This window comes from Streptomyces sp. NPDC030296, assembly GCF_055572815.1.
In genome coordinates this window covers 65,081-89,386 of the sequence record NZ_JBVICQ010000005.1, presented here as the reverse complement: position 1 = coordinate 89,386, position 24,306 = coordinate 65,081, and the positions used below count along the sequence as shown (strand labels likewise).

At 72.9% G+C, this 24,306-nt stretch carries 21 protein-coding genes and 1 pseudogene; 14 read left to right on the top strand and 8 right to left on the bottom strand.

Annotation, left to right across the window (positions count from 1 at the left end; genetic code table 11):
- Positions 1-165 precede the first annotated feature (165 nt).
- From ACZ4Z3_RS15835 to ACZ4Z3_RS15825, 3 genes are all read left to right on the top strand, one after another.
- The gene (locus ACZ4Z3_RS15835) at positions 166-1,098 is read left to right on the top strand and encodes an ROK family protein (RefSeq protein ID WP_468501530.1); all 933 of its coding nucleotides are present in this window, start codon (positions 166-168) and stop codon (positions 1,096-1,098) included.
- A gap of 408 nt (positions 1,099-1,506) precedes the next feature.
- Complete coding sequence (locus ACZ4Z3_RS15830; RefSeq protein ID WP_468501529.1) at positions 1,507-1,752, top strand: hypothetical protein; 246 nt, start codon at positions 1,507-1,509, stop codon at positions 1,750-1,752.
- A 167-nt stretch (positions 1,753-1,919) separates the two neighbouring features.
- The gene (locus ACZ4Z3_RS15825) at positions 1,920-2,957 is read left to right on the top strand and encodes an NUDIX hydrolase (RefSeq protein WP_468501528.1); all 1,038 of its coding nucleotides are present in this window, start codon (positions 1,920-1,922) and stop codon (positions 2,955-2,957) included.
- Between the two features lie 88 nt (positions 2,958-3,045).
- Here ACZ4Z3_RS15825 and ACZ4Z3_RS15820 read toward each other — a convergent pair whose 3' ends face one another.
- Positions 3,046-4,401 (bottom strand): M20/M25/M40 family metallo-hydrolase, encoded by a 1,356-nt coding sequence (locus ACZ4Z3_RS15820; RefSeq protein WP_468501527.1) that lies wholly within the window; start codon positions 4,399-4,401, stop codon positions 3,046-3,048.
- Positions 4,402-4,584: 183 nt separating this feature from the next.
- On the opposite strand from ACZ4Z3_RS15820, the gene ACZ4Z3_RS15815 reads away from it, so the two are divergent.
- A complete protein-coding gene (locus tag ACZ4Z3_RS15815) occupies positions 4,585-5,790 on the top strand; it encodes a geranylgeranyl reductase family protein (RefSeq protein WP_107466398.1) in 1,206 nt (401 codons plus the stop codon).
- 81 nt (positions 5,791-5,871) lie between these two features.
- Here ACZ4Z3_RS15815 and ACZ4Z3_RS15810 read toward each other — a convergent pair whose 3' ends face one another.
- Positions 5,872-6,321 (bottom strand): nitroreductase family deazaflavin-dependent oxidoreductase, encoded by a 450-nt coding sequence (locus ACZ4Z3_RS15810; RefSeq protein WP_404165038.1) that lies wholly within the window; start codon positions 6,319-6,321, stop codon positions 5,872-5,874.
- A 142-nt stretch (positions 6,322-6,463) separates the two neighbouring features.
- Between ACZ4Z3_RS15810 and ACZ4Z3_RS15805 the strand changes: the two genes are divergently transcribed.
- The 5 genes from ACZ4Z3_RS15805 (at position 6,464) to ACZ4Z3_RS15785 (ending at position 11,236) form a co-directional block, all read left to right on the top strand.
- Positions 6,464-7,177, top strand: a complete 714-nt coding sequence (locus ACZ4Z3_RS15805; RefSeq protein WP_468501526.1) for a TetR/AcrR family transcriptional regulator — start codon at positions 6,464-6,466, stop codon at positions 7,175-7,177.
- A gap of 197 nt (positions 7,178-7,374) precedes the next feature.
- Complete coding sequence (locus ACZ4Z3_RS15800; RefSeq protein WP_468501525.1) at positions 7,375-8,646, top strand: sensor histidine kinase; 1,272 nt, start codon at positions 7,375-7,377, stop codon at positions 8,644-8,646.
- Positions 8,643-9,308, top strand: a complete 666-nt coding sequence (locus ACZ4Z3_RS15795) for a response regulator (RefSeq protein WP_468501524.1) — start codon at positions 8,643-8,645, stop codon at positions 9,306-9,308. Before ACZ4Z3_RS15800 ends, ACZ4Z3_RS15795 begins: the two co-directional genes overlap by 4 nt.
- 111 nt (positions 9,309-9,419) lie before the next feature.
- On the top strand, positions 9,420-10,388 hold the full coding sequence (locus ACZ4Z3_RS15790) for an ABC transporter ATP-binding protein (protein ID WP_468501523.1): 969 nt from the start codon (positions 9,420-9,422) through the stop codon (positions 10,386-10,388).
- Positions 10,385-11,236, top strand: a complete 852-nt coding sequence (locus ACZ4Z3_RS15785; protein WP_468501522.1) for an ABC transporter permease — start codon at positions 10,385-10,387, stop codon at positions 11,234-11,236. The genes ACZ4Z3_RS15790 and ACZ4Z3_RS15785 overlap by 4 nt, the downstream gene beginning before the upstream one ends.
- Positions 11,237-11,319: 83 nt before the next feature.
- Here the strand turns inward: ACZ4Z3_RS15785 and ACZ4Z3_RS15780 are convergent.
- The 4 genes and pseudogenes from ACZ4Z3_RS15780 to ACZ4Z3_RS15765 form a co-directional block, all read right to left on the bottom strand.
- Positions 11,320-12,055 (bottom strand): annotated as a pseudogene (locus ACZ4Z3_RS15780) (maleylpyruvate isomerase family mycothiol-dependent enzyme).
- A 92-nt stretch (positions 12,056-12,147) separates the two neighbouring features.
- Positions 12,148-13,131: an ATP-grasp ribosomal peptide maturase gene (gene tgmB, locus ACZ4Z3_RS15775; protein ID WP_468501521.1), complete on the bottom strand. Its 984-nt coding sequence runs from the start codon at positions 13,129-13,131 to the stop codon at positions 12,148-12,150.
- Positions 13,132-13,148: 17 nt separating this feature from the next.
- Positions 13,149-13,340 carry a putative ATP-grasp-modified RiPP gene (tgmA, locus tag ACZ4Z3_RS15770; protein WP_055517641.1) on the bottom strand — a complete coding sequence of 64 codons (192 nt, stop codon included), beginning with the start codon at positions 13,338-13,340 and terminating at the stop codon, positions 13,149-13,151.
- 645 nt (positions 13,341-13,985) lie between these two features.
- Positions 13,986-16,256 carry a heavy metal translocating P-type ATPase gene (locus ACZ4Z3_RS15765; protein ID WP_468501520.1) on the bottom strand — a complete coding sequence of 757 codons (2,271 nt, stop codon included), beginning with the start codon at positions 16,254-16,256 and terminating at the stop codon, positions 13,986-13,988.
- A 1,004-nt stretch (positions 16,257-17,260) separates the two neighbouring features.
- Here ACZ4Z3_RS15765 and ACZ4Z3_RS15760 point away from each other — a divergent pair.
- Positions 17,261-18,244: a hypothetical protein gene (locus ACZ4Z3_RS15760; protein WP_468501519.1), complete on the top strand. Its 984-nt coding sequence runs from the start codon at positions 17,261-17,263 to the stop codon at positions 18,242-18,244.
- A 106-nt stretch (positions 18,245-18,350) separates the two neighbouring features.
- Positions 18,351-19,181, top strand: coding sequence for a class I SAM-dependent methyltransferase (locus ACZ4Z3_RS15755; protein WP_468501518.1), 831 nt, complete (start codon positions 18,351-18,353; stop codon positions 19,179-19,181).
- A gap of 55 nt (positions 19,182-19,236) precedes the next feature.
- Here the strand turns inward: ACZ4Z3_RS15755 and ACZ4Z3_RS15750 are convergent, their stop codons facing one another.
- Positions 19,237-20,016: a DeoR/GlpR family DNA-binding transcription regulator gene (locus ACZ4Z3_RS15750; RefSeq protein WP_468501517.1), complete on the bottom strand. Its 780-nt coding sequence runs from the start codon at positions 20,014-20,016 to the stop codon at positions 19,237-19,239.
- Between the two features lie 145 nt (positions 20,017-20,161).
- Here ACZ4Z3_RS15750 and ACZ4Z3_RS15745 point away from each other — a divergent pair, with 145 nt between their 5' ends.
- From ACZ4Z3_RS15745 to ACZ4Z3_RS15735, 3 genes are all read left to right on the top strand, one after another.
- On the top strand, positions 20,162-21,049 hold the full coding sequence (locus ACZ4Z3_RS15745) for an SIS domain-containing protein (RefSeq protein WP_468501516.1): 888 nt from the start codon (positions 20,162-20,164) through the stop codon (positions 21,047-21,049).
- A 142-nt stretch (positions 21,050-21,191) separates the two neighbouring features.
- Complete coding sequence (locus ACZ4Z3_RS15740; protein WP_468501515.1) at positions 21,192-22,052, top strand: class II fructose-bisphosphate aldolase; 861 nt, start codon at positions 21,192-21,194, stop codon at positions 22,050-22,052.
- A gap of 169 nt (positions 22,053-22,221) precedes the next feature.
- Positions 22,222-22,995, top strand: coding sequence for a helix-turn-helix domain-containing protein (locus ACZ4Z3_RS15735; protein WP_468501514.1), 774 nt, complete (start codon positions 22,222-22,224; stop codon positions 22,993-22,995).
- Between the two features lie 120 nt (positions 22,996-23,115).
- On the opposite strand, the gene ACZ4Z3_RS15730 is transcribed toward ACZ4Z3_RS15735, so the two are convergent.
- On the bottom strand, positions 23,116-24,267 hold the full coding sequence (locus tag ACZ4Z3_RS15730) for a methyltransferase (RefSeq protein ID WP_468501513.1): 1,152 nt from the start codon (positions 24,265-24,267) through the stop codon (positions 23,116-23,118).
- Positions 24,268-24,306: the final 39 nt, after the last annotated feature.

The window sequence follows — 24,306 nt, the reverse complement described above, 5'->3', positions numbered from 1 at the left end:
GAGCCTGGACAACGTTGTCACAGCCGGGGGAGACTGTCTATCGCATTCTCTGGCCGGCGCCCCCCACCAGGCGAGCGTCGTGCTGCCCGTTTTTCCGGCCGGAGATCCGGGCGCCGCAGGATCCGGGTGCCCGGGAGGAGACTCGGAGCGGGAGAACTGACACTGATGCAGACCGACCTCGTGGCCGCGCTCGACATAGGCGGCACCAAGATCGCCGGGGCGCTGGTGGACGGCCGCGGCCGGATCCTGGTGCGCGCGCAGCGCCCGACGCCCGCGCGGGAGGACGGCGACACGGTGATGCGGGCCGTCGAGGAGGTCCTCGGTGAGCTGACCGCCGCCCCGCAGTGGGGCGCGGCCACGGTCGTCGGGATCGGCAGCGCGGGTCCGGTGGACGCCTCCGCCGGCACGGTCAGCCCCGTCAACGTCCCCAGCTGGCGTGGGTTCCCGCTGGTCGACCGAGTACGGGCGGCCACGGGTGGACGGCCCGTCGAGCTGATCGGCGACGGTGTGGCCATCACCGCCGCCGAGCACTGGCAGGGCGCCGCCCGCGGCCATGACAACGCGCTGTGCATGGTGGTGTCGACAGGTGTCGGCGGCGGCCTCGTCCTCGGCGGCCGACTCCACGCCGGGCCCACCGGCAACGCCGGCCACATCGGCCACATCAGCGTCGACCTCGACGGCGACCCGTGTCCGTGCGGTGCCCGCGGCTGCGTCGAGCGGATCGCGAGCGGCCCCAACATCGCCCGCCGTGCCCTGGAGAACGGCTGGCGGCCGGGCCCCGACGGCGACACCTCCGCCGCCGCGGTCGCCGCCGCGGCCCGCGCGGGCGACCCTGTCGCCGTGGCCTCCTTCGAACGGGCCGCGCAGGCGCTCGCGGCCGGTATCGCCGCCACCGCCACGCTCGTCGAGATCGACATCGCCGTCATCGGCGGCGGCGTCGCGGGCGCAGGCGACGTCCTGTTCGCCCCGCTCCGCGCCGCCCTCAAGGACTACGCGACCCTGTCCTTCGTCCAGCACCTGACCGTCGCCCCGGCCGAGATGGGCACGGACGCGGGTCTGGTGGGAGCGGCCGCGGCGGCGCTGGCACGGGGGCGCTGAGGCGGGCCGCCGCCCCGCCGACGAACGGGCCGGGCATGGCGGGGGTACTGCCTGAGGCATGGTGAAGCGGGCGGCGTGCCAGCGGGCCAGCCAAGGGGCCGACGACCGGCGGCGGACGGGACGCCTCCTGAGCCGGCAGTTCGCGGCGGGCCGTCCGGCGACCTCCGCCGCGGGCCGGCCCGACGCGGCGGACCGGCCCGGTCACTTCGAGGGCGAACTCGCCGAGGCCGTGCTCGGCCGGGGCGCGGCGTCAAGTGTGGTTGTCGTCGCACGGTGTCGTGGCTATCGATGCTCGTTGCTGGTGGGGCAGTCGGGCCTGGGTGGCTGGGTGGCCGGCTGGCGGGCGCCGGGTGGGGGAAACGGTGGGGTGGCCGTGACTCGGTGGTGGGGTGGCGCGTTGAGCGTGGCATGAAGAAGCGCAGCATGCTCGCCATCGCCTCCCTCGCCACCGGTTTCGTCGTCGCGGCTGTCACGCCGTCGCACGGTCTCGACGCCGCGGACACCCTCGGAAAGGCCGACGGGTTGAGCAAACTGGACGTCGAGGGAACCCTCGACACGGTCGACACGACGGTCACCGACGACAGCCTGGCGGTCGGCGACGACGCCCTGGGGGGCGCCTCGGGCCAGCAGGGCAAGGTCGGCAAGAAGCGCTGACGCCCTCCGTCGGGAGCGGCGGGTTCTCCCATCCGCCTCCCACCACACGGTGGCGGGTTCCCCCTCGGTGGGAACCCGCCACCGTGTATTTCACCTCCTCATCAGCGGCTGGTTTCCGCGTCGTAGTGGAGGGCAAGCCTCAGGGGGTCAACAGAAGAGGGGGAACCGTGATCGTCTGGATCAACGGTGCGTTCGGTGCGGGGAAGACCACCACCGCACGGGAACTGATCGACCTGATCCCGAACAGCACGCTCTTCGACCCCGAGGTCATCGGCGGCGCACTGACGCACATGTTGCCGGCCAAGCGCCTCGCCGAGGTCGGCGACTTCCAGGACCTGCCGAGCTGGCGTCGGCTGGTGGTCGACACCGCCGCCGCGCTGCTCGCCGAGCTGGGCGGCACCCTCGTGGTCCCCATGACCCTGCTCCGCCAGGAGTACCGCGACGAAATCTTCGGCGGTCTCGCCGCCCGCCGCATCCCCGTACGGCATCTGCTCCTCGCACCGGCCGAAACGATCCTGCGGGAGCGAATAGCGGGGCGGGACATCCCGCCGGACCTCCCCGACGGCGAGATGCGGATGCGTCAATGGGCGTACGACCACATCGCGCCCTACCGAGCCGCCCTCGGCGGCTGGCTCACCGCCGACGCCCACCTCGTCGACACGAGCGCCCTCACCCCGTACGAGACGGCGCGACGCATCGCCGACGCCGTGCGCGACGGGAACGTACCCGTGTGCGACATCGTGCAGACCCCCGAGCCGACCGCGGAGACCGTGGCCGCCGGGGTGCTGATGTTCGACGACGACGACCGGGTCCTGCTCGTCGACCCGACCTACAAGCCCGGCTGGGAGTTCCCCGGCGGTGTCGTGGAGCCCGGCGAGGCACCGGCCCGCGCGGGCATGCGCGAGGTCGTCGAGGAGACCGGGATACGGCTCGGCCACGTACCCCGGCTGCTCGTCGTCGACTGGGAGTCCCCCTCGCCCCCCGGATACGGCGGACTGCGCCTGCTCTTCGACGGCGGCCGCCTCGACGCGGCCGGGTCCCAGCGGCCCGTGCTGCCCGGCCCCGAGCTGCGCGGCTGGCGCTTCGTCACGGAGGAGGAGGCCGCGGACCTGCTGCCGCCGGTCCGCTACGCACGCCTGCGGTGGGCCCTGCGGGCCCGGGAGCGGGGCGCCGCGTTCTATCTGGAGGCGGGCACGCCCGTGTGACGGCCGCCCCTGCCCCACTCTGCGCGGGAGGCGCGTCCGGCGCCCCCGGTGGGCGGAGGTACCACCGCCCCGGGGACGCCTCGTCCGCTCAGCTCGCCGCGTAGTTCGTCAGGAACAGCGCCTCCGTGACCGCCATGCGCTCCAGCTCGTCCGGCGACACGCTCTCGTTCACCGCGTGGATCTGCGCCTCCGGCTCGCTGAGGCCGATGAGGAGGATCTCGGCCCGCGGGTAGAGGGCGGCGAGGGTGTTGCACAGCGGGATGGAGCCGCCGTGGCCCGCGTACTGCATCTCCTGGCCCGGGTAGGCGACGGCCATGGCCGCGGCCATCGCCTCGTACGCCGGGCTGGAGGTGTCGGCGCGGAACGCCTGGCCGTGGCCGATCGGCTCGCAGCTCACCCGGGCTCCCCAGGGCGTGTGCGCCACGAGATGGGCCTCCAGCAGCTTCATCGCCTCCTGGACGTCCACGCCCGGCGGGACGCGCAGCCCGATCAGCGCGCGGGCGCTCGCCTGGATCGACGGGGTCGCCCCGACCACCGGCGGGGCGTCGATGCCGAGCACCGTGGCGGCAGGGCGCGCCCAGATCCGGTCGGCGACGGTGCCGGACCCGACCAGTTCGACACCGTCGAGCACCTTGGCGTCCTCACGGAACCGCTCGTCGTCGTACTGCAGACCGTCCCAGGCGCCGTCGCCCGCGAGCCCGTCGACGGTCGTCGTGCCGTCGGCGGCGCGCAGCGAGTCGAGGACGCGGATCAGCGCGGCCAGCGCGTCGGGCGCCGCCCCACCGAACTGCCCGGAGTGCAGGTTGCCCTCCAGGGCGTCGATCCGCACCCGCATGAGGATCATGCCGCGCAGCGACGCGGTGACCGTCGGCAGCCCGGCACGGAAGTTGCCGGCGTCGCCGATGACCACGGTGTCCGCCGCGAGCAGTTCGGGGTGTTGTTCCGCGTACTGCTGGAGCCCGCCCGTGCCCATCTCCTCCGAGCCCTCGGCGATCAGCTTGACGGTGACGGGGACGCCGCCGTTCGCCTTGAGCGCCCGCAGCGCCAGCAGATGCATGATCACCCCGCCCTTGCAGTCGGCGGCACCGCGCCCGTACCAGCGCCCGTCCCGCTCGGTCAGCTCGAACGGCGGCGAGACCCAGGCGGCCTCGTCCAGCGGCGGCTGCACGTCGTAGTGCGCGTACAGCAGGACGGTCTTCGCGCCCTCGGGCCCCGGCAGACAGCCGTACACGGACTGGGTCCCGTCGGGGGTGTCGAGCAGGGCCACGTCCTGGAAGCCCTCGGCGCGCAGCGCGTCGGCGACCCAGTTCGCGGCGCCCTCGCTCTCGCTCCTCGGGAACTGGTCGAAGTCCGCCACCGACTTGAAGGCCACCAGCTCGGTGAGCTCCTCCTTCGCCCTGGGCATCAGCGAGGCGACGGTCTCGGCGACCGGGTTCGACGACATGGGCACGCTCCTCGTGGGTGCGACGTTGGTGCTTGTGTGGGTGTGCGTGCGTACGCGCGTACCCGGTGTGTCGGTGCAGGGCGCACGCGCTGCCGATCCTCCCACAGCGACTCTCGGTGACGACCGCCGTAGGATGCGTGGGAAAGGTGCGGCAGGCGGCTGGATCGGGAGCAGTAGACCATCGTGAGCAGCGAGAACTCTTCGGCGGACGACGTGCAGCGGGTGTGGGACGTCGTCGTGGTGGGCGCGGGGCCCGCGGGGGCTTCGGCCGCCTACGCGGCGGCGGTCGCGGGACGCAGCGTCCTGTTGCTGGAGAAGGCCGAACTGCCCCGGTACAAGACCTGCGGCGGCGGCATCATCGGCCCCTCGCGGGACGCGCTGCCGCCCGGCTTCGAACTGCCCCTCAAAGACCGCGTGCACGCCGTCACCTTCTCCCTCGACGGCCGCTACTCCCGTACGCGCAAGTCCAAGCAGATGCTCTTCGGGCTCATCAACCGGCCCGAGTTCGACCAGCAACTCGTCGAGCACGCCCAGAAGGCCGGCGCCGAACTGCGGACGGGCGTCACGGTCACCCGCGTCGAGCAGCACGGCTCCGCCGTACCGGACCGCCGCACGGTCGCCGTCGTCCTCCAGGGCGGCGAGACGCTGCTGGCGCGGGCCGTGGTCGGCGCGGACGGCAGCGCCAGCCGCATAGGGGCGCACGTCGGTGTGAAGCTGGACCAGGTCGACCTCGGTCTGGAGGCGGAGATCCCCGTCCCGGAGACGGTCGCCGAGGACTGGAAGGGCCGCGTCCTCATCGACTGGGGGCCGATGCCCGGCAGTTACGGATGGGTCTTCCCCAAGGGGGACACGCTGACGGTGGGCGTGATCTCCGCGCGCGGCGAAGGCGCCGCCACCAAGCGGTACTTGGAGGACTTCATCGGACGGCTCGGTCTCGCCGGCTTCGAACCCAGTGTCTCCTCCGGGCACTTGACGCGCTGCCGCGCCGACGACTCGCCGCTCTCCCGGGGGCGGGTGCTGGTGTGCGGGGACGCGGCGGGGCTGCTGGAGCCGTGGACGCGCGAGGGCATCTCGTTCGCGCTGCGCTCGGGACGGCTCGCGGGGGAGTGGGCGGTCCGCATCGCCGAGGCGCACGACGCGGTGGACACCCGGCGGCAGGCGTTGAACTACGCGTTCGCCGTGAAGGCCGGCCTCGGCGTCGAGATGAGCGTCGGCAAGCGGCTGCTGATCGCCTTCGAGCGGCGGCCCGGCCTGTTCCACGCGGCAATCACCGGCTTCCGGCCCGCGTGGCGTGCGTTCGTCGACATCACGCGCGGCTCGACGTCGCTGGGCGAGATCGTGCGCACCCACCCGATCGCCCAGCGCGCGCTGACGGCGTTCGACCGGTAGGCGGGCTGGGGCTGGAGCTGGGGCTCAAGGCTGGGCTGGGCTGGTTGCGCCGCGTACCGGTTCGTGCCGCCTCGCGGCCGGTCACTTCTTGATGGTGATCCGGAAGACGGGGTGCTTCGGGGCGGCGGCGAGCAGTTCCTCGTCCGTGGAGTCGGCGTTGACGTCACCGAAGAAGCGGCCCACCTCCCAGCCCCACTTCTTGAGGTAGGTCCGCAGGACCACCGGCTTCTCCTCGTCGGGCAGCTCGACCGCCGTGAACTCCTGCACCCTCCGCCCCACCTGGAGCCGGCCCCCGCCCGCCGCCCGCATGTTCCGGACCCACTCGGAGTGGCCGCGCGCCGAGACGAGGTAGGGGCCGCCCTCGTACGGCAGCGGGTTCACCGGCAGTCGCCGCCACTCGCCGCTCTTGCGGCCGCGAACGGACAGTTCCGCCGTACCGAGGAGGCTGACGCCTCGCCGGGCGAGCCAGCCGATGGCGTTGTTGACGGCGCGGTCGACGGCGCTGACCTTGATGTAGTGGGTCGACGACATGGTCCCCTCCTGGGGTGCTCGGTGAGCCATTGAGAGAGCAGTGCTCTCGCTTGAGAGCAGTGTGCACGAGACGGGTGCTCCAAAGCAAGAGCACTGCTCTTGATTGTGTGCAGTGCTCTGCCTCTGTGGCACACTGCTGCACATGAGCACCGCACAAGGAGCCCGCGCCCGCGCCCGGACCGAAGTCACCGCCGCGATCAAGGACGAGGCCCGCAGACAGCTCGCCGCCGAGGGCGCCGCCAAGCTGTCGCTGCGCGCCGTCGCCCGCGAGCTGGGCATGGTCTCCTCGGCGCTCTACCGCTACTTCCCCAGCCGAGACGAGCTGCTCACCGCGTTGATCATCGACGCGTACGACTCCCTCGGTGAGGCCGCCGAGGCGGCGTACGCGAAGGTGAACGGGGAGAGTCCGGCGCGGCAGTGGGTCGCGGTGTGCGAGGCGGTGCGGGAGTGGGCGTTGGCGCGGCCGCACGAGTACGCCTTGATCTACGGCTCACCGGTCCCCGGCTACACCGCGCCCTCGACGACGGTGCCGGCCGCCGCGCGGGTCGGGCTGCTGCTGATCGGGATCGTGCGTGACGCCTACCAGGACAAGGGTGTCGCCCAGTGGAAGCTGCCCGCGGAGCTGCGGCCCGAGGCGCGGCGCATGGCGGAGGACCTCGCCCCCGATCTGCCGCCGGAGGTGGTCGTCGTGCTGATCGGGGCGTGGGCGCAGCTGTTCGGGCTGGTCAACTTCGAGGTGTTCGGGCAGTTCAACCGGGTGGTCGAGGACCGGGGGACGTTCTTCCGCCATGCGGCGGGCCAGCTCGCCCACCATGTGGGCCTCGTGTACCCGCAGTCCGGCGCGAAGGAGCGCTGAGGCGCCCCGGGTCCACTCGACGAGGCCCGGGTCCACTCGACGAGGCCCGGGTCCACTCGACGAGGCGAGGCGAGGCGAGGCGGGGGCGAGGCGAGGCGGGGCGGGCCGGGGCGGTCGGGTCGGGTCGGCGTACGTCCTGGGGAGTATGTGTGATCACCTCGCTCGGGTGACGCCGGGGGCGGGGCCCGGCGTCTAGCGTGGCCGTCATGGCGGAGCAGGGTGCGGGTGAGGGTGGGTCCCCGGGTTGGGGTGGTTTCGGGCGTCGGCACCGTTGGCACGGGGCGCCGCCGTGGTGGAACCGCCCGGACGGTGACGCGTCGCGACGCCGCTGGCCGTGGCGCTCGACCCTGGTGTTCACCGTCTTCGTGCTGGTCGGCTCGAACGCCGCCGCCGACCTGCAGGAGGGCGAGCGCGCCCTTCTGGACCCTTTCGCCCGCGTGCTGTTGCTCCTGGGCACCCTGATGCTGCTGTGGCGTTGGCGGCGGCCGGTGGTCGTCGTCTTCGGCACGGCCGCGACCGCCATGGTCTATCTGGGCGCCGGCTACCCGTACGGGCCGGTGTTCCTCACCGTCGCCGTGGGCTGCTTCAGCGCGGTCGTCACCGGGCACCGCAAGGCCGCCTGGACGGCGATGGGCGCGCTGTGGGCGGGGCACGTCCTGGTGGCGCACTGGCTGTACGCGTGGCTGCCGCCCGGCGGGGACGACGCGGCGAGCTGGGGGCAGGAGGGTGTCGTCGTGGCCTGGGGCGTGGCGATCCTCGCGCTCTCGGAGCTGGCGCGTGTGCGGCGTGAGCAGTGGGCCCGGGAGCGGGCCGAGCGGGCTCAGGCCGCCCGGCGGCGCGCGGACGAGGAACGGCTGCGGATCGCCCGCGAACTGCACGACGTCCTCGCCCACAGCATCTCCGTGATCAACGTCCAGGCGGGTGTGGGCCTCGCCCTCCTCGACTCCGACCCGGAACAGGCGCGCACCGCGCTCACCACCATCAAGGCGGCCAGCAAGGAGGCCCTCGGCGAGGTCCGCCAGGTCCTCGGCGCCCTCCGGTCGCCCGGTGAAGCGCCGCGTGACCCCGCGCCGGGGCTCGACCGGCTGCCCGAACTCGTCGCGCAGGCGGCCGACGCGGGCCTGACCGTCGACATCGAGGGCGAGCCGCCCCCGCTGCCGCCGGGCACCGACCTCGCAGCCTTCCGGATCGTCCAGGAGGCCCTCACCAACGTCGTACGGCACTCGGGTGCGCGGCACGCGCTCGTGCGCCTCGACCACGGGGGCGGTGAGCTGCGGTTGCGGATCGACGACGACGGGCCCGCGACCGGAGCCGACGCCGGGGGCGGCGGCAACGGGCTCGTCGGAATGCGGGAGCGGGCCGCCGCGCTCGGTGGGACCATCGAGGCGGGACCGCGCGCCGACGGAGGGTTCCAGGTGCTCGCCGTACTGCCCGTGCGGGCGCCCCGCGAGACCGAGGAGGAGCGGTGATCCGCGTACTGCTCGCCGACGACCAGTCGTTGGTGCGGGCCGGGTTCAGGGCGCTGCTCGACGCGCAGCCCGACATCGAGGTGGCCGGGGAGGCCGCCGACGGCGAGGAGGCGCTGCGGAAGGCGCGCGAACTGCGCCCCGACGTGGTGCTGATGGACATCCGCATGCCCGTGCTGGACGGGCTGGCCGCGACCCGGCGCATCACCGACGAGCAGGGGCTCGAAGGGGTCAGGGTCGTCATGCTGACCACCTTCGAGCTGGACGAGTACGTCTTCGAGGCGATCCGTTCCGGAGCGTCGGGCTTCCTGGTGAAGGACACCGAGCCGGAGGAACTGGTGCGCGCGGTAAGGGCGGTGGTGGAAGGCGACGCGTTGCTGTCGCCCGGTGTCACGCGCAGGCTGATCGCGGAGTTCGCGGCCCGCTCCAAGGAGCCCTCGGCCGCGGCCTCCCTCGCCCGGCTCACCGAGCGGGAGCGGGAGGTGATGGCCCTCGTCGGTATCGGCCTGACGAACGACGAGATCGCCCGGCGGCTCGTCGTCAGCCCGCTGACAGCCAAGACCCATGTGAGCCGCACCATGGTCAAGCTGGGCGCCCGCGACCGGGCCCAATTGGTGGTGCTGGCCTACGAGTCCGGGCTGGTGCGGCCGGGCTGGCTGGGCTGAGCGGACGGCTTCCACCAGGGGCGTTCGCCGGACGGGTGCGGCGGCGGGACCCACCCGTACCGTTCGGTAATGTGCTGGGGAGCCAGACCACACGACGGACGGGGGACACCGATGACGACTGCGCACGCCTTATCGGAGGGGAGCGGCCCACCCGGGCAGGGCGACAGGGTCGTCGACGTGCGGGATCTGCGGATGCGCTACCGCGGCCAGGACGTGCTGAAGGGGGTCTCCTTCGCGTGCCGGAGAGGGGAAGTCGTCGTGCTGCTGGGCCCCAACGGCGCGGGCAAGACGACGACGATCGAGGTCCTCGAAGGCTTCCGGATGCGCTCGGCGGGCGAGGTGACCGTCCTCGGCGCCGATCCGGCCCGTGGGGACGAGCGGTGGCGGGCGCGCCTCGGCATCGTGCTGCAGTCCTGGCGCGACCACGGCAAGTGGCGGGTGCGGGAACTGCTGTCCCATCTCGGCTCGTACTACGCGCCGTACTCCACCGACCTCGTTCGGCGGCCGTGGGACGTGGACGAACTCATCGCCGCCGTGGGCCTGACGGAGCACGCGGGGAAGCGGGTGGGAACGCTGTCGGGCGGACAGCGCAGACGACTCGACGTCGCCGTCGGCATCGTGGGCAGACCCGAACTGCTGTTCCTGGACGAGCCGACGGCAGGTCTGGACCCGGAAGCCAGGAACGAGTTCCACGGTCTGGTGCGCGGGCTCGCCGACGAGAACACCACGGTCCTGATGACCACGCACGACCTCGCCGAGGCGGAGAAGCTCGCCGACCGGATCCTCATCCTCGCCGGTGGCCGGATCGTGGCGGACGGCGCGGCGGCGGACCTGTCCCGGCGGGCATCGGCCGAGGCCACCGTGCGGTGGACGCGGGACGGGCTGCCCTTCGAGGAGGCGACGACGGAGCCGACCCGGTTCGTCCGCCGGTTGTTCGAGGAGCACGGGGACGCGATCGGTGGGCTGGAGGTGCGCCGGGCGAGCCTGGAGGACACCTATCTGTCGATGGTGCGGGAGTCGGAGGCGGGACTCGGGCTCGACGAGCGGGCGGCCCGCGCGTTCGAGAAGGGGGCGTCATGAGTCCGGTGTGGTACGCGGCGGGCATAGGGGTGCGGCGCGGCTGGACGGAACTCCGGCAGACCTTCACCACCGGCCAGGACGTGTTCGGGTATGTGCTCTGGACGGTACTCCTCGTCGTTCCGCTGGTCCTTGTGCGGGACGATCCGCTGAAGGGCGCCGGCATCTCGACCGGTGCGTTCATGCTGCCGAGCATGATGGGCATGACGCTCGCGTTCACGGGGATCATGACCACCGCCCAGTTGCTCGCGACCGAGCGCGAGGACGGCACGCTGCTGCGTGCCAAGGCCGTTCCCCACGGCATGGTCGGCCACCTGGTCGGCAAGATCGTCATGGTGTCCGGGACGGCTCTCGTCTCCATGGCGCTTCCTTTCGCCACGGGCGTGTTCGTGGTGGACGGCGTGGCCCGGCAGGGCGGCGGGGCCTTGTTGACTCTGGTGTGGGTGCTGCCGCTGGGTCTCCTGGCGACCCTGCCGCTGGGCGCCGTCATCGGCTCACTGGTCGACAGCCCGCGCGCCGTCGGGCTGTTGATGCTTCCCGTGCTCGGCCTCGTCGTGGTCTCGGGGGTCTACTTCCCCTTGTCGAGGCTGCCCGAGTGGCTCCAGACCGTCGGGCAGATCTTCCCCGTGTACTGGCTCGGCCTCGGACTCCGTTCCGCGTTGCTGCCCGGCGAGGCCGTCGCCGCCGAGATCGGCGCGTCCTGGCGGCACTGGGAGACGGCGGCCGTCCTGGGCGCGTGGACGGTCGCGGGGCTGCTCCTCGCACCGTCCGTCCTGCGCCGGATGGCCCGCCGCGAGTCCGGGGCCGCGATGGCGGAACGGCAGCGGAAGGCCATGCAGCGGGTCGGATAGGGGACTGCCCCGCCCGGCGGCGCCGTGGCCACGACGGTTGGCGGGCACGTGTGGCGTCGTGGCGCGACGGTGGGGGCGGGACGTCAGCCCATGACGATGCCGGAGTTGTCACGCCACAGTGCGGCGAGCGAGGGGTCGCCCGTGACGGACGGGAACGGCACGCGGTTCCAGAGGGAGAGGTAGACCTGTGACGCGGGGCCGGCGATCTCGCAGTCCGCGTCCTCGGTGTCCGTGCGGGTGGTGACTGGCGGCTCCGGGCTCAGGCGCATGGTCCAGACGACCTCCGCGTCCGTCGCCCGCACCCGCAGGACGCGGGGTTTGTCGGTGCGGACCCGGCTCCTCGGGCGGGCGTGGAAGGCGAGGAGCAGTTCGTCGATGCCGTCGACGGCGAGGGCCGCCGCGGGCCCGGTGGGTGTGCCGCCGAGCGCGGACTGCGCGTCGGCGCGGTGCACGGTCGTCTCGTGTGCCTGACGGCGGGCCCAGAAGGCCAGCGGGGACGGCGCGGGCAGGAAGCTCCAGCACGCGACGTCGGCCGGTGCGGTGCGCAGGGTGTCGACCAGCCGGCGGTGCCCCTCCTCGTACCACCACCAGCGGCTCACCGTCCAGGTCGGGCTCCGCCTCCGGTGCGCGCGGCGCGGGGTGCCCGTCGGCGACGAAGCCCGTCGCCCAGCGGTGCACGGTTCCGGTGTGCCGCAGCAGGTCCCGTACCCGCCAGTCCGGGCAGGTCGGGACCTCGGCGTCGGTGCCGGCCTCACGCGCGGCAGCCGCCAGCAGACGGCCCTCCTCGTCCAGGGTTCTCAGGTGCTCGGAAGTGTCCATGGCGAGAGTCTGCCGGATGGAGTGAGGTCCAGGCCGCCGACCGGCAGCGGCCTGCCGCTGCCCTCTGTCCCCGTGCCGTCAGGGCCGTGCCGTCAGGGTCTTGCCCGGAGTCGGTCGTTCCGTCGGGTCTGCCGTTCCGGTTCCCGGTGGGTCAGCCAGTCGGCGACGGTCTGGGCGATCGGCTGGTCCGTGTCCATCTCCACGAAGCCGAACTGGCCCGACTGATTGCACTCCAGGAACCACCAGATCCCGTCGGCGTCCTCCGCGAAGTCGAAGGCCCCGTAGGCGAGTTGCGCGTCACGGAGGTAGGCACGGACGGCGGTGGCCGTGCGCGCCGGGACCTCGACCGGTTGCCAGGGCGCGTCGGAGACGGCGTAGCGGACGTCGACCTCGTCGGGGTGGGCGTCCGGGTGGACCGGCTTGCGGGCGGCCAGCATGCGGTCGCCGACGGCGGTGAGGCGGATGTCGGCGGTCTTGGTGATCCGGCGTTGCAGCAGCGTGGGCCCGAAGGCGACCGCGGTGAAATCGGTTCCGGGCGCGACACGGCTGGTGGGGACCGTCCTGGGCGGTTCCTGCGGGTGGGTGCCGGAGACCGGCTTCACCACCAGGTCCGGGAAGCGCTCGGCGAAGTCCCGGGCTGCCTGCGGGAACGTGGTGATGAGCGTGGCCGGCACGGGCAGCCCGACCTGCTGGGCGTGCCGCAGCTGCCACGGCTTGTGGCGGGCGCGCCGGGCCGCGTCCGGGTCGTTCATCCAGCGGGCGCCCGTGGCGCGCAGCATGCCGTACAGGGCCTGTGAGGACTCCTCGGTGAGCCAGCCGGACGGCTCGGCCACCCGGCTGGCGGGAATCCCCGGCCTGCGCAGCCAGATGGACCGCAGCCCGCTCATGCCGACCAGGCGCCCCCCGGCGGACAGATGTCCGCGGAAGGCGCCGTGGACGTACTCACCGGAGAGCGCGACCCCGCCGGGCAGGTCGGCGGGGTCGAGGCGGACCACCGGTACGCCGGTCCGGTTCAGTCGGGCCACCACCAGGTCTGCCGTCACGTCCTGTTCGCACGTCAGGATCAGCACCGTCATCTGTCGTATGTCCGCGTTCAGTCGTCGAAGTGGGTCTTCGAGCCCGCCGTGGACGTGGTGGCCCCCAATTCCCGCATCAGAGCCAGGTCGTGGGCGGCGATCCGCCCATCGGGGAGCACGTTCAACTGCAGCCCGGAGTCGTAGGTGTACGGAGCGCTGAACTCCAACTGCTCAGTGGTACGAGCGTAGTTGAGTACGAACAGTCGCATCGTTTCTCCTTGGTTCGGGACCATCCGGAAAAACGGATGGTGACGCTCCGGCCGCGCTCTGTCGGGCCGGGTCGCTGTGCCTCCACGGAGTTATACGAATCGAACGACTGAATGGTTGCCTCATCTTGTCGGCAGTTTCGACCTGCACGGCGAGGCGTCAAATGGCAACGGTGCGTGGTCATTTCGGGGCTGCGTGCCCAGTGGCGAAAGCGGGGCGCGGGGAGAGCGCGGCGGGTGCCGCGGCCCTGGTGAGAGCGGTAGGAGCGGGAGCGTCACCGGATAGAGGGGGTGTTCACGACGCGCTCCGTCCGCTCTGTGCGCTCTGTGTCTCTCGGTGGCGAAGGCGTTGCTGTGCGGAGTGGGTTTTCGCCGAAGTGGACGGACGGGAAGGAACGTCGAGGGCGGGGCCGGAGCCTTGCGAGGAAGCCCGCATTCCTATTCCCGGATCGCGGGGTGGCTGGCCGTCCTATCGCTCTTTGTCTGGAACTGTGGCTGCCGGAAGCGCACCCCGGAGACGAAACGGAACTATGCGCTTGCTATTGCGATTCCGCTTTCGTCCCGTGGGTGCGGGAAGAGGCTTGTTCCGTGCCCCGTCGGCGAGAAATCGCTTGTCGTCCTCCGGCACCCAGGGCCCGGACGGCTGTTTCAGCGGCCGGTGGGCTGAAATCCGCGCAGTCGCAGACTGTTGCCGACCACGAAGACCGACGAGAAGGCCATGGCCGCGCCCGCGATCATCGGGTTGAGCAGGCCGGCGGCTGCGAGGGGCAGGGCGGCCACGTTGTAGGCGAAGGCCCAGAAGAGGTTGGAGCGGATGGTGCCCAGCGTCCTGCGGGAGAGGCGGATGGCGTCCGCCGCGACCCTCAGGTCGCCCCGCACCAGCGTGAGGTCACCCGCCTCGATCGCGGCGTCCGTACCCGTACCCATGGCCAGGCCCAGGTCCGCCTGGGCCAGTGCGGCGGCGTCGTTGACTCCGTCGCCGACCATGGCGACCGAACGCCCCTCGCCCTGCAGGCGCTTGACCACGTCGACCTTGTCCTGCGGCATCACCTCGGCGAACACGTGCTCGGGAGCGATGCCCACCTCGGCGGCGACCGCGTCGGCGACCGCCTTGTTGTCCCCGGTCAGCAGGATGGGCGTCAGACCCAGGGCACCCAGCCGCTCGATGGCCTCCGGGCTGCTCTCCTTGACGGCGTCGGCGACCTCCAGGACCGCGCGCGCCTCGCCGTCCCAGGCGACCGCGATGGCGGTACGTCCGGCTGCCTCGGCCTCGGCCCTGGCGCGTCGCAGGTCCTCCGGCAGGGACATGGCCCATTCGCCGAGCAGCTTCTCGCGGCCGACGAGGACCGCGTGGCCCTCGACGACGCCCTGGACGCCCAGTCCGGCGATGTTCGCGAAGTCCTCCGGGGTGGGCAGGGTGCCTACGCGGTCGGCGGCGCCGGAGGCCACCGCCTGTGCGATGGGGTGCTCGGAGGCGTGCTCCAGGGCGCCCGCGAGACGCAGGACCTCGTCCTCGTCGGTGCCGTCGGCGGTGTGCACGGCGAGCAGGGCCATCCTGCCGGTGGTGACGGTGCCGGTCTTGTCCAGGACGATGGTGTCGACCTTGCGCGTCGTCTCCAGGACCTCGGGCCCCTTGATGAGGATGCCGAGCTGGGCACCGCGCCCGGTGCCGACCATGAGGGCGGTCGGCGTGGCCAGGCCCAGGGCGCAGGGGCAGGCGATGATCAGGACGGCGACCGCGGCGGTGAAGGCGGCGGTCAGCCCGGCGCCGTTGCCGAGCCAGAAGCCCAGGGTGCCGAGCGCGAGGGCGATGACGACCGGCACGAAGACCGCGGAGATCCTGTCGGCCAGCCGCTGGGCCGCGGCCTTGCCGTTCTGCGCGTCCTCCACCAGCCTGGCCATGCGGGCGAGCTGGGTGTCGGCGCCGACCCGGGTGGCCTCGACCACCAGGCGGCCGCCGGCGTTGAGCGTGGCTCCGGTGACGGTGTCCCCGCTGCCGACCTCGACCGGCACCGATTCGCCGGTGAGCATGGAGGCGTCCACGGCGGAGGCGCCCTCGACGACCACACCGTCGGTGGCGATCTTCTCGCCGGGCCGTACGAGGAACCGGTCGCCGACCTTCAACTGGCCTACGGGGAGCAGTTCCTCGCGGTCGCCGCGCAGCACGGTGACTTCCTTGGCGCCCAGTTCCAGCAGCGCCTTGAGCGCCGCGCCCGCCTTCCGCTTGGAGCGGGCCTCGAAGTACCGGCCGGCCAGGATGAAGGCCGTGACACCCGCCGCGGCCTCCAGGTAGATGTTCCCGGCCCCGTCGGTGCGGGCGACGGTCAGCTCGAAGGGGTGCGTCATGCCGGGTGTGCCGGCCGTGCCGAGGAACAGCGCCCACAGCGACCACAGGAACGCGGCGGACGTGCCGACCGATATCAGGGTGTCCATGGTGGCGGCACCGTGCCGGGCATTGGTCCAGGCAGCCCTGTGGAACGGCCAGGCGGCGTACGTCACCACGGGCGCCGCCAGCGTCAGTGACAGCCACTGCCAGTACTCGAACTGGAACGCCGGGACCATGGCCATCGCGATCACCGGCACGGCCAGGACGACGGCGGCCGTCAGGCGCTGCCGCAGGGGCCGCAATTCGTCGCCCCGTTGTCGTGCGGTGCCGTCGCCGGCCTCCGGCTCGGCGGGAACGGGCTCGGGTTCGGGTTCGTGCGCCGTGTAGCCGGTGGCCTCGACCGTCGCTATCAGGTCGGGGACGGTGACGTCCTCGCGGTAGGTGACCTTGGCCTTCTCGGTGGCGTAGTTGACGGTGGCCTCGACCCCGTCCATGCGGTTGAGCTTCTTCTCGATGCGGGCGGCGCACGAGGCGCAGGTCATGCCGCCGATGGCCAGTTCGACCTCGGCGGCGCCGGGCGTGGTGGTGGTCATGTCTGCTCCTCGGAAGTCACGGACGCGATGGTGGGCGGATGGGACAGGGGCCACGAGGAGGGCGGTGCCCCGCCCGGCGCGTGGGTCAGTCGGTCACGCGGCCGGTGAAGCCGTAGCCGGCCTCGTCGACGGCCTGGGCGATCAGGGAGCCGAGTGCCTCCTCGGGCTCGCGCGCCCTGGCGTGTCATACCCCCCGGGGGTATCTGAGGCAGGTACTAGGTATACCTCCAGCCCGTATCGGTCGCAAGGGGATCTGTGGTCCTGTTTATACCCGGCGGGGGTATTGCGAGGTGCGGGGTCGGCCCTCATGGCCCGCCTGGTGTACGCCGACGCGTCCCAGATCGCCGCCCGCGAACCGCTGGTCGCGTACCGGAGCTGACCGCCGCCGACCGTGACCGGACCCGCCGGGCGCGCCCCCGGCGGGTCCGGTCACGGTGTTCCGCTCAGGCCGCAGGTGTAGGCACCCGGCGTTCGGCCACGTACCGCCGCCACGGCTGCCGTGAAGGCCGGACCGGCGGTGACGGAGGCGTTCCGGGGGCCCCGGAGGGGCGCCGCACGGCGGCCCAGGAGGGGGCGGCCCCGCAGGCGGTGAGTCGGTGGGCGACCTGTGCCGCCGGGTGGCCGCCTGGACGGAGGCGTTGCCGGGCGCCGCCTGGCGCGTGCCGGCCGTGGTCGACAGGCGGTGATCCGCGCCGCGGCGCTGTCCGTCCTGGCGCGCCGGCTCGATCCTTCTGGCGGGTCGACGTCCCTCCGCCGGGCGAGGCCGAGTGCGCCGGCCGGGAGGACGGACCGGTGGAACCTGTGGTGGGGAACCCCCGCCGATCGCCCAGGATCGACGCAAATTCGCGGCCGGCGCGGGGCCGTGGGCTTTGACGAGGGCGGAGCCCTGCTGTCCGTATACCCCCGCGCGGTATCCCACGCAAGCGGCTCCAAGCACTTGACTACATACCCCCAGGGGGTATGGTGGGCTGCCTAGAGACCTTCCACATCCCGAGGAGACGGCCATGAACACCGGACTGAGGATCACCGCGTTCGCCGCCGCGCTGGCCGCGACCTTCGGCACCGCCTACGGGGTGGGCAAGGGCGTCGAGCCCGTCGTCGCGGACAGTGCGCCCCCGCGCCACGACAGCCACAGCCGTATCTCACCGGAGCCCGACGAGGGCGGCGGTCACACCGGGCGGCACGAGACGCCGCCGGCCGGCGGCCTGCAGATCTCCGAGGGTGGCTACACCCTCGATCTGCGCACCACGGCCGTCACCGCGGGAAAGCGCGCCGACCTGCGCCTCGTCATCCGCGACGACGACGGCCGCGCCGTCACCGCGTACCAGCGCGAGCACGACAAGGAACTGCACCTCATCGTCGCCTCACGCGACCTGGTCACCTACCGCCACCTCCACCCCACCCGCGCGGCCGACGGCACCTGGAGCACCCCCGTCGACCTGCCCAGGGCGGGCGGCTACCGCGTCTTCGCCGACTTCACCCCCGCGGCGAAGGGCGCCCGGAACCTCACGCTCGGCGCCGACCTCGCCGCCTCGGGCGCCTACGAACCGCAGCGGCTGCCCGAGCCTGACACCACCGCCGAGGTCGACGGCTACGAGGTCGAACTGGACGGCGGGCTCCGCCCGGGCGCCGCCGGCGAGCTGAAGCTCACCGTCTCCCGGAACGGCCGCCCCGTCACCGACCTCCAGCCCTACCTCGGCGCCTACGGCCACCTGGTCGCCCTGCGCTCCGGTGACCTCGCCTACCTGCATGTCCACCCGAACGGCGAGCCCGGCGACGGCGAGACCGAACCCGGCCCCGGCATCTCCTTCACGGCCACCGCGCCCAGCGCCGGCACGTACCGCCTCTTCCTCGACTTCAAGCACGAGGGGACGGTCCGTACCGCCGCGTTCACCGTCCGCGCCGCAGGCCCGGCAGCTCCGGCTGCCCCGCAGGAGCCGCACGACGCGGACGGAACCCACGACACGTCCACCGGGCACGGGCACTGAGCGGGCGGGGGCGGGGCGCCTACCTGGCCGTCCCGCCCGCGAGCTCGGCCGGACCTACGCACCCGGAAGCCGTGTCGCGGCGCCCCGGCTTTGCTTGGATGGCGTCATGACCGACGCCCATGAGCGCATGATGCGGGCCAACGAGGCCAACTGGGACGCCCGGACCCCCGTCCATCTCGCCAGTCGCTTCTACGCCCTCGACGAGAACCTCGACCCCGCACGCTGGTTCGCCCCCTGGGAGTGGGAGGACCTCGGCGAACTGCACGGCCGGGACGTGCTGCACCTCCAGTGCCATCTCGGCACCGAGACCCTCGCCTTCGCGCAGCGCGGGGCGCACGCCACCGGCCTCGACTTCTCCGAGGCGTCGGTGGCCGCCGCCACCGGCATCGCGCGGAAGGCGGGCCTCGACGTCACCTTCGTACGCGCGAACGTGTACGACGCCGTCGAGGCCCTGGAAGAGCGGCAGTTCGACGTGGTGTACACGGGCAAGGGGGCCCTGTGCTATCTGCCGGACCTGGGCCGCTGGGCCGGCGTCGTGGCCCGCCTCCTGCGGCCCGGCGGGAGGCTGTACATCGCCGAGTTCCACCCGCTGCTCAACTCCCTCGGCCCGAAACCCGCCCCGGGTTCCGGCCCCGAACTCCTTTTGCGCCACGACTACTTGAACAGCGGGAGCGCCGTGCACCGTGACGCGACGTACACCTACACCGACGGCCCCGCCCTGGAGGGCGCCACCGACAGCTACGAGTGGACGCACGGCCTGGACGAGGTGGTCAACGCCCTCATCGCCGCAGGCCTCGTCATCCGGAGTCTGCGGGAGAGCGACGAACTGCCCTGGCCCCGCTGGCCCCGGATGACCCGCACCCCGTCCGGCTGGTGGCGTCTGCCCGAGCCCCGCATCCCCCTGCTGTACGGCCTCCTCGCGAGCGCGTCCCACTAGGCACGGCCTGGGTCCGCGCCCCTCGAAGACCGCGTCGGCGCGTCCGAGGCCGGCCTCAGACCACCACGACCCGTACCCCCGCCTCCTCGAACCGCCGTACGGTCTCCGGCTCGGCCGCCGCGTCCGTGACCAGGGTGTCCACCGAGTCGGCCGCGCAGATCCACGCGAACGCCCGCCGCCCCAGCTTGCTGGAGTCGGCCGCGACGACGACCCGCTCCGCGCGCTCGCACAACAGCCGGTTGACCGCGGCCTCCGCCTCGTCGTGCGCCGCCGCGCCGTGCACGACGTCGAACGCGACCACACCGAGCACCGCCACATCCAAGGTGATCTGACCGAGCACCCCGTCCGCGAGCGGCCCGACCAGCTCGTACGACTGCGCGCGGGCCACCCCGCCCGTCACCACGATCTTGAACTGGGGCCGCACGGCGAGCTCGCTCGCGATGTTCAGCGCGTTGGTGACGACGGTCAGCGCGGGCGTCCCGGACGCCAGGTCGCCGCGCACGGCCAGCGCCCGCGCGACCTCCGTGGTGGTCGTGCCGCCCGTCAGGCCCACCGCCTCACCGGGCGCGACGAGCTCCGCCACCGCCTTCGCGACGCGCTGCTTCTCGGTGGCCCGCCGGGCCGTCTTGTAGCGCAGCGGCAGCTCGTACGACACCCCGTGCACGACCGCCCCACCCCGCGTCCGGACGAGCATCTGCTGCTCGGCCAGCTGGTCGAAGTCGCGTCGGATGGTCGCCGCCGACACCGTCAGCTCGGCCGCCGCCTCCTCGACGTCGAGCCGCCCCCGCTCCACGAGCAGTTCGAGCAGCGCCTGCCAGCGGGCGTCGCGGGACATGGGGCACCCCACCTCTCCGTCCGGACGTGATCTTCGGACGACCCTAGCGCAGACGGCACCGCCCGCATGCTGGAAGATGTTCGAAATGAAGCTCTATCTTGCACGTACGAGCATGGACCTGTCGTGCGCTGGGGAGGGTGACCATATGACCCACGTCGAGGACGAACTGAACAGCCAGCCCGAGTGCTGGTCCCGCGCCGCCGCCGAGGCGGCGTCCCACGCCGGTGCCCTGCCCGCGGCGGGGGAGCGGGTGGCGCTCGTCGGCTGCGGCACGTCGTACTTCATGGCCCAGGCCGCCGCGGCACTGCGCGAACGCGCGGGGCAGGGCGAGACGGACGCCTTCGCGGCCTCCGAGTTCCCCCACGGCCGTGCCTACGACCGGGTCGTCACCCTCACCCGGTCCGGCACCACCACCGAGGTGCTCGACCTCCTGGGCGCGCTCCGGGGCCGTACCCGCACCACCGCCATCACGGCCGACCCCGACACACCGGTGATGACGGCCGCCGACGACCTCGTCGTGCTGGACTTCGCCGACGAGAGATCCGTCGTCCAGACGCGCTTCGCCACCACGGCGCTCACCTTGCTCCGCGCCCACGTGGGCCTGCCCGTCGACGGTGCCGTGACCGACGCCCGCAACGCGCTGGATGCCCCGCTGCCCGAAGGGGTCGTCGACAGTGCCCAGTTCACCTTCCTCGGCCGCGGCTGGACCGTGGGGCTGGCGCACGAGGCCGCGCTCAAGCTGCGGGAGGCGGCGCTGGCGTGGAGCGAGGGATATCCGGCGATGGAGTACCGGCACGGTCCCATCAGCGTCACCACACGGGGTACGGCGACGTGGATGTTCGGGGAGGCCCCCGAAGGGCTGGCCGAGCAGGTCCGCCGGACCGGCGGGATCTGGGTGGCCGGCCGGCTCGACCCCCTCGCCGAACTCGTCCGCGCCCAGCGCCTCGCCGTCGCCGTGGCCGCGGCCCGCGGCCTCGACCCGGACCGACCCCGCCACCTCACCCGCTCGGTGATCCTCGACCCGACCCCGTGACGAGCCCGGCCCGCGCGGCGCGTGCGGATCGTACGGCGCCCCGGGACCGTATGGCGAACGCCGGCCGCGCGGTGCGTGCGGATCGCGCGACGAACCCGCACCGACCGCGGATCCTCGACCGTCCAGATCTTCAGGAGGAGTTGTGCCCCTCACGACGACCGGTGAGCTGATCACGGGGGCCGCCGCCGCGCACACCGCCGTGGCCGCGTTCAACATCATCACCCTGGAGCACGCGGAGGCCGTCGTCGCGGGCGCCGAGTCCGTCGGCGCGCCCGTCGTCCTGCAGGTCAGCGAGAACGCCGTCAAGTTCCACGACGGGGATCTGCTCCCGCTGGCCCGCGCCGCCACCGCCGCGGCCGAGCGCGCGACCGTGCCCGTCGCGCTCCACCTCGACCACATCCAGAACGACGACCTGCTGCGCCGGGCACCCGACGCCGGCTTCAGCTCGGTGATGTACGACGCGTCGCGCCTGCCGTACGCCGAGAACCTCGCCGCCACCCGGGCCGCCGTGGACTGGGCGCACGCCCGGGGGCTGTGGATCGAGGCCGAGTTGGGGCAGGTCGGCGGCAAGAACGGGCTGCCGCCGCTGGACGCGCACGCCCCCGGCGCCCGTACCGACCCCGACGAGGCCCGAGCCTTCGTGGCCGATTCCGGAGTGGATGCCCTCGCCGTGGCCATCGGCAGCGCGCACGCCATGACCACCCGGACCGCCACCCTCGACCACACCCTCCTCAAGCGGCTCTCCGGCGCCCTCGACGTCCCCCTCGTCCTGCACGGCTCCTCCGGCGTCCCCGACGGCGAACTCCGGGCGGCCGTCACCGGCGGCATCGTCAAGGTCAACATCGGTACCGCCCTCAACGTCGCCCTGACCGGCGCGATCCGCGACTTCCTGACCGCCCGCCCCGAGGCCGTGGACCCCCGCACCTATCTGAGGGAGGGCCGTACGGCGATGACGGAGACGGTGGCCCGGCTGATCGGCGTCCTGGCCACCCGTTCGACGTGAGGCTTCGGGGCCGGGCGGTGGTGTTCGCCGTCCCGTGAGCCGGGGCGCCCGAGATGACCGATTCGCCGTCCATACGGGAAGGGGCGCGCCCCGGGCTGCCGTGTAAAGGTCCTGCTAACGGAGCCGTCCGGGCGGAGAATGTGACGGTCGTCACTGGTACTTTTCCGTCATGCGGGAGACGGAGATCAACCTCGGTGAGCCGCCCGTCGTCGCGGGCATCGGAGTCGGTGTGCACGGGGTGGCCGGGCGGACGGACGTGTTCCGGCTCCCGGAGCTCTGGCAGCTCCACCTCTACCAGTACGAGGCCGAGTTGACCGTCGACGGCTCCGTCCACACCATCCGCCCCGGCCGGGTCAGCCTCGTCCCGCCCGGCACCACGGTCCGCTATCGCTACCGGGGCCGCTCGGAACACCTGTACGCCCACCTGCGCATCGCCCCGACCGGCGCGCTCCGCACGGTCCCCGTCGTCCAGGACACCGGCCCCGAACTCCCCGCCCTGACCGACCTGTTGCTCCATGCGGTGGCCGCCGCCCCGAGCGAGCCCGAGCGCACCAGGGCGGAGATCTGGACGACCCTGTGGCGGGTCGCCCACCTCACCCCGCCCGCGGCGGCGGATCCGGGCCCGCACCCGGCGGTCATCACGGCCATCGCCCACATCGAGGCACACCTCGCGGCGTCGCTGTCCATCCCGGAGGTGGCCCAGGCGGCCGGTGTCTCCCACAACCACCTGACCCGGCTGTTCCGGGCGGAGACGGGCAGCACGGTCGTCGGCTACATCCGCCGCCGCAGACTCGAACGCGCCCACCACCTGCTGCGCGCCACGACCCTCTCCATCCCCGCCGTCGCCGCCTCCGTGGGCATCCCCGACCTCCAGGCCTTCAACAAGGCCTGCCGCCGCGAACTGGGCGCATCCCCGAGGGCCCTGCGCGGGGTCGCACCGTGACCTGCCGCCGAACACCACGGACAGGCATCCTGGCCGTCGCGCACACGGGCGCGCACCCCCGCGGTCATGGACACGGATACGCACCCTCGGCGTCACGGCCCCCGCCGCGCGCCCGCGCCGTCACGCCCCCCGCTTGACCGCCTGCAGCACCACGAACTTCGCGTCGCCGGCGACGAGTCGGCTGTTGCCGAAGATCCGCCGCAGTTTCACGTGATACCCCAGATGGCGATTGCCGACCACCCACAGCTCGCCCCCCGGCCGCAGCGCCCGCCGCGCCCCGGTGAACATCCGCCAGGCCGTCGCGTCGGTCATCGCCTGGTGGGAGTGGAACGGCGGGTTGTTGAGGACGAGATCGACGCTGCCCGGCTCGAACCCCGCCATCCCGTCCCCGACTCGGAACTCCGCCTTGCCGTCGGCGTTCGCCCGGTACGTCGCCTCCGCCGAGGCCACCGCCTGGTACGACTCGTCCACGAACACCACCTCGGCGTCCGGGTCGTCCAACGCGACCGCCGTACCGACCACGCCGTTGCCGCACCCCAGATCCACCACGCGCCCGCCACGGCCCCGGGGGAGGTGCCGGAGGAAGAACCGGGTGCCGATGTCGAGCCGGTCGGCGCAGAACACCCCCGCGTGATTGACGACGGTACGCCCGGCCAACGGCCCGATGTCGTCCGGCAGTTCATAGGTGTACGGCCACGGGTCGGCCTCGCGGGCCCGCACGACACCGGCGTCCGGCGTGCAGAAGATCAGCCGTGCCTTCTGCTCGGCGAGCGAGGTCCGGGTCGGCCCGAGGATCCGCTCGAACAGCTTGAGCGTCGAGGTGTGGATCTCCTTCACCATCCCCGTGCCGACGACGACCGTCCCCTCGTGCACGGCCGGCGCCAGCCGGTGCAGCTGGTCCTCCAGGAGGGCGAGGCTCTTGGGAACCCGGACGAGCAGCACGTCGACCCGCTCCGGAGGCGGATCCTGGGTGGTGAGCAGCCGCACGGTGTCCGGGTCGGCACCGTTGCGCGCCAGGTTCGACCGGGTGGCCTCCCGGCTCAGGAAGGAGTCGGTGATCTGGGTCGGCCGGTGCCCGGCGAGCGCCGTGGTCAGCGCACCCCAGCGGTCACCGACCACCACGACCGTCCCGTCCAGCGGTGTCCCGCCCGCCGCGAGGTGGCGCAGCAGATACGCGTCGGACGCGTCCCAGGCGCGCAGCCGGTCACGGGGGTCCTCGGGGTGGCGGGCCAGGGTGTACTCGCCCCAGGGCGCGGTCATACGGTCGCTCATCGTGTGCCCAGGCTAACCGAGCCGCAGCTCGGGCCGGGT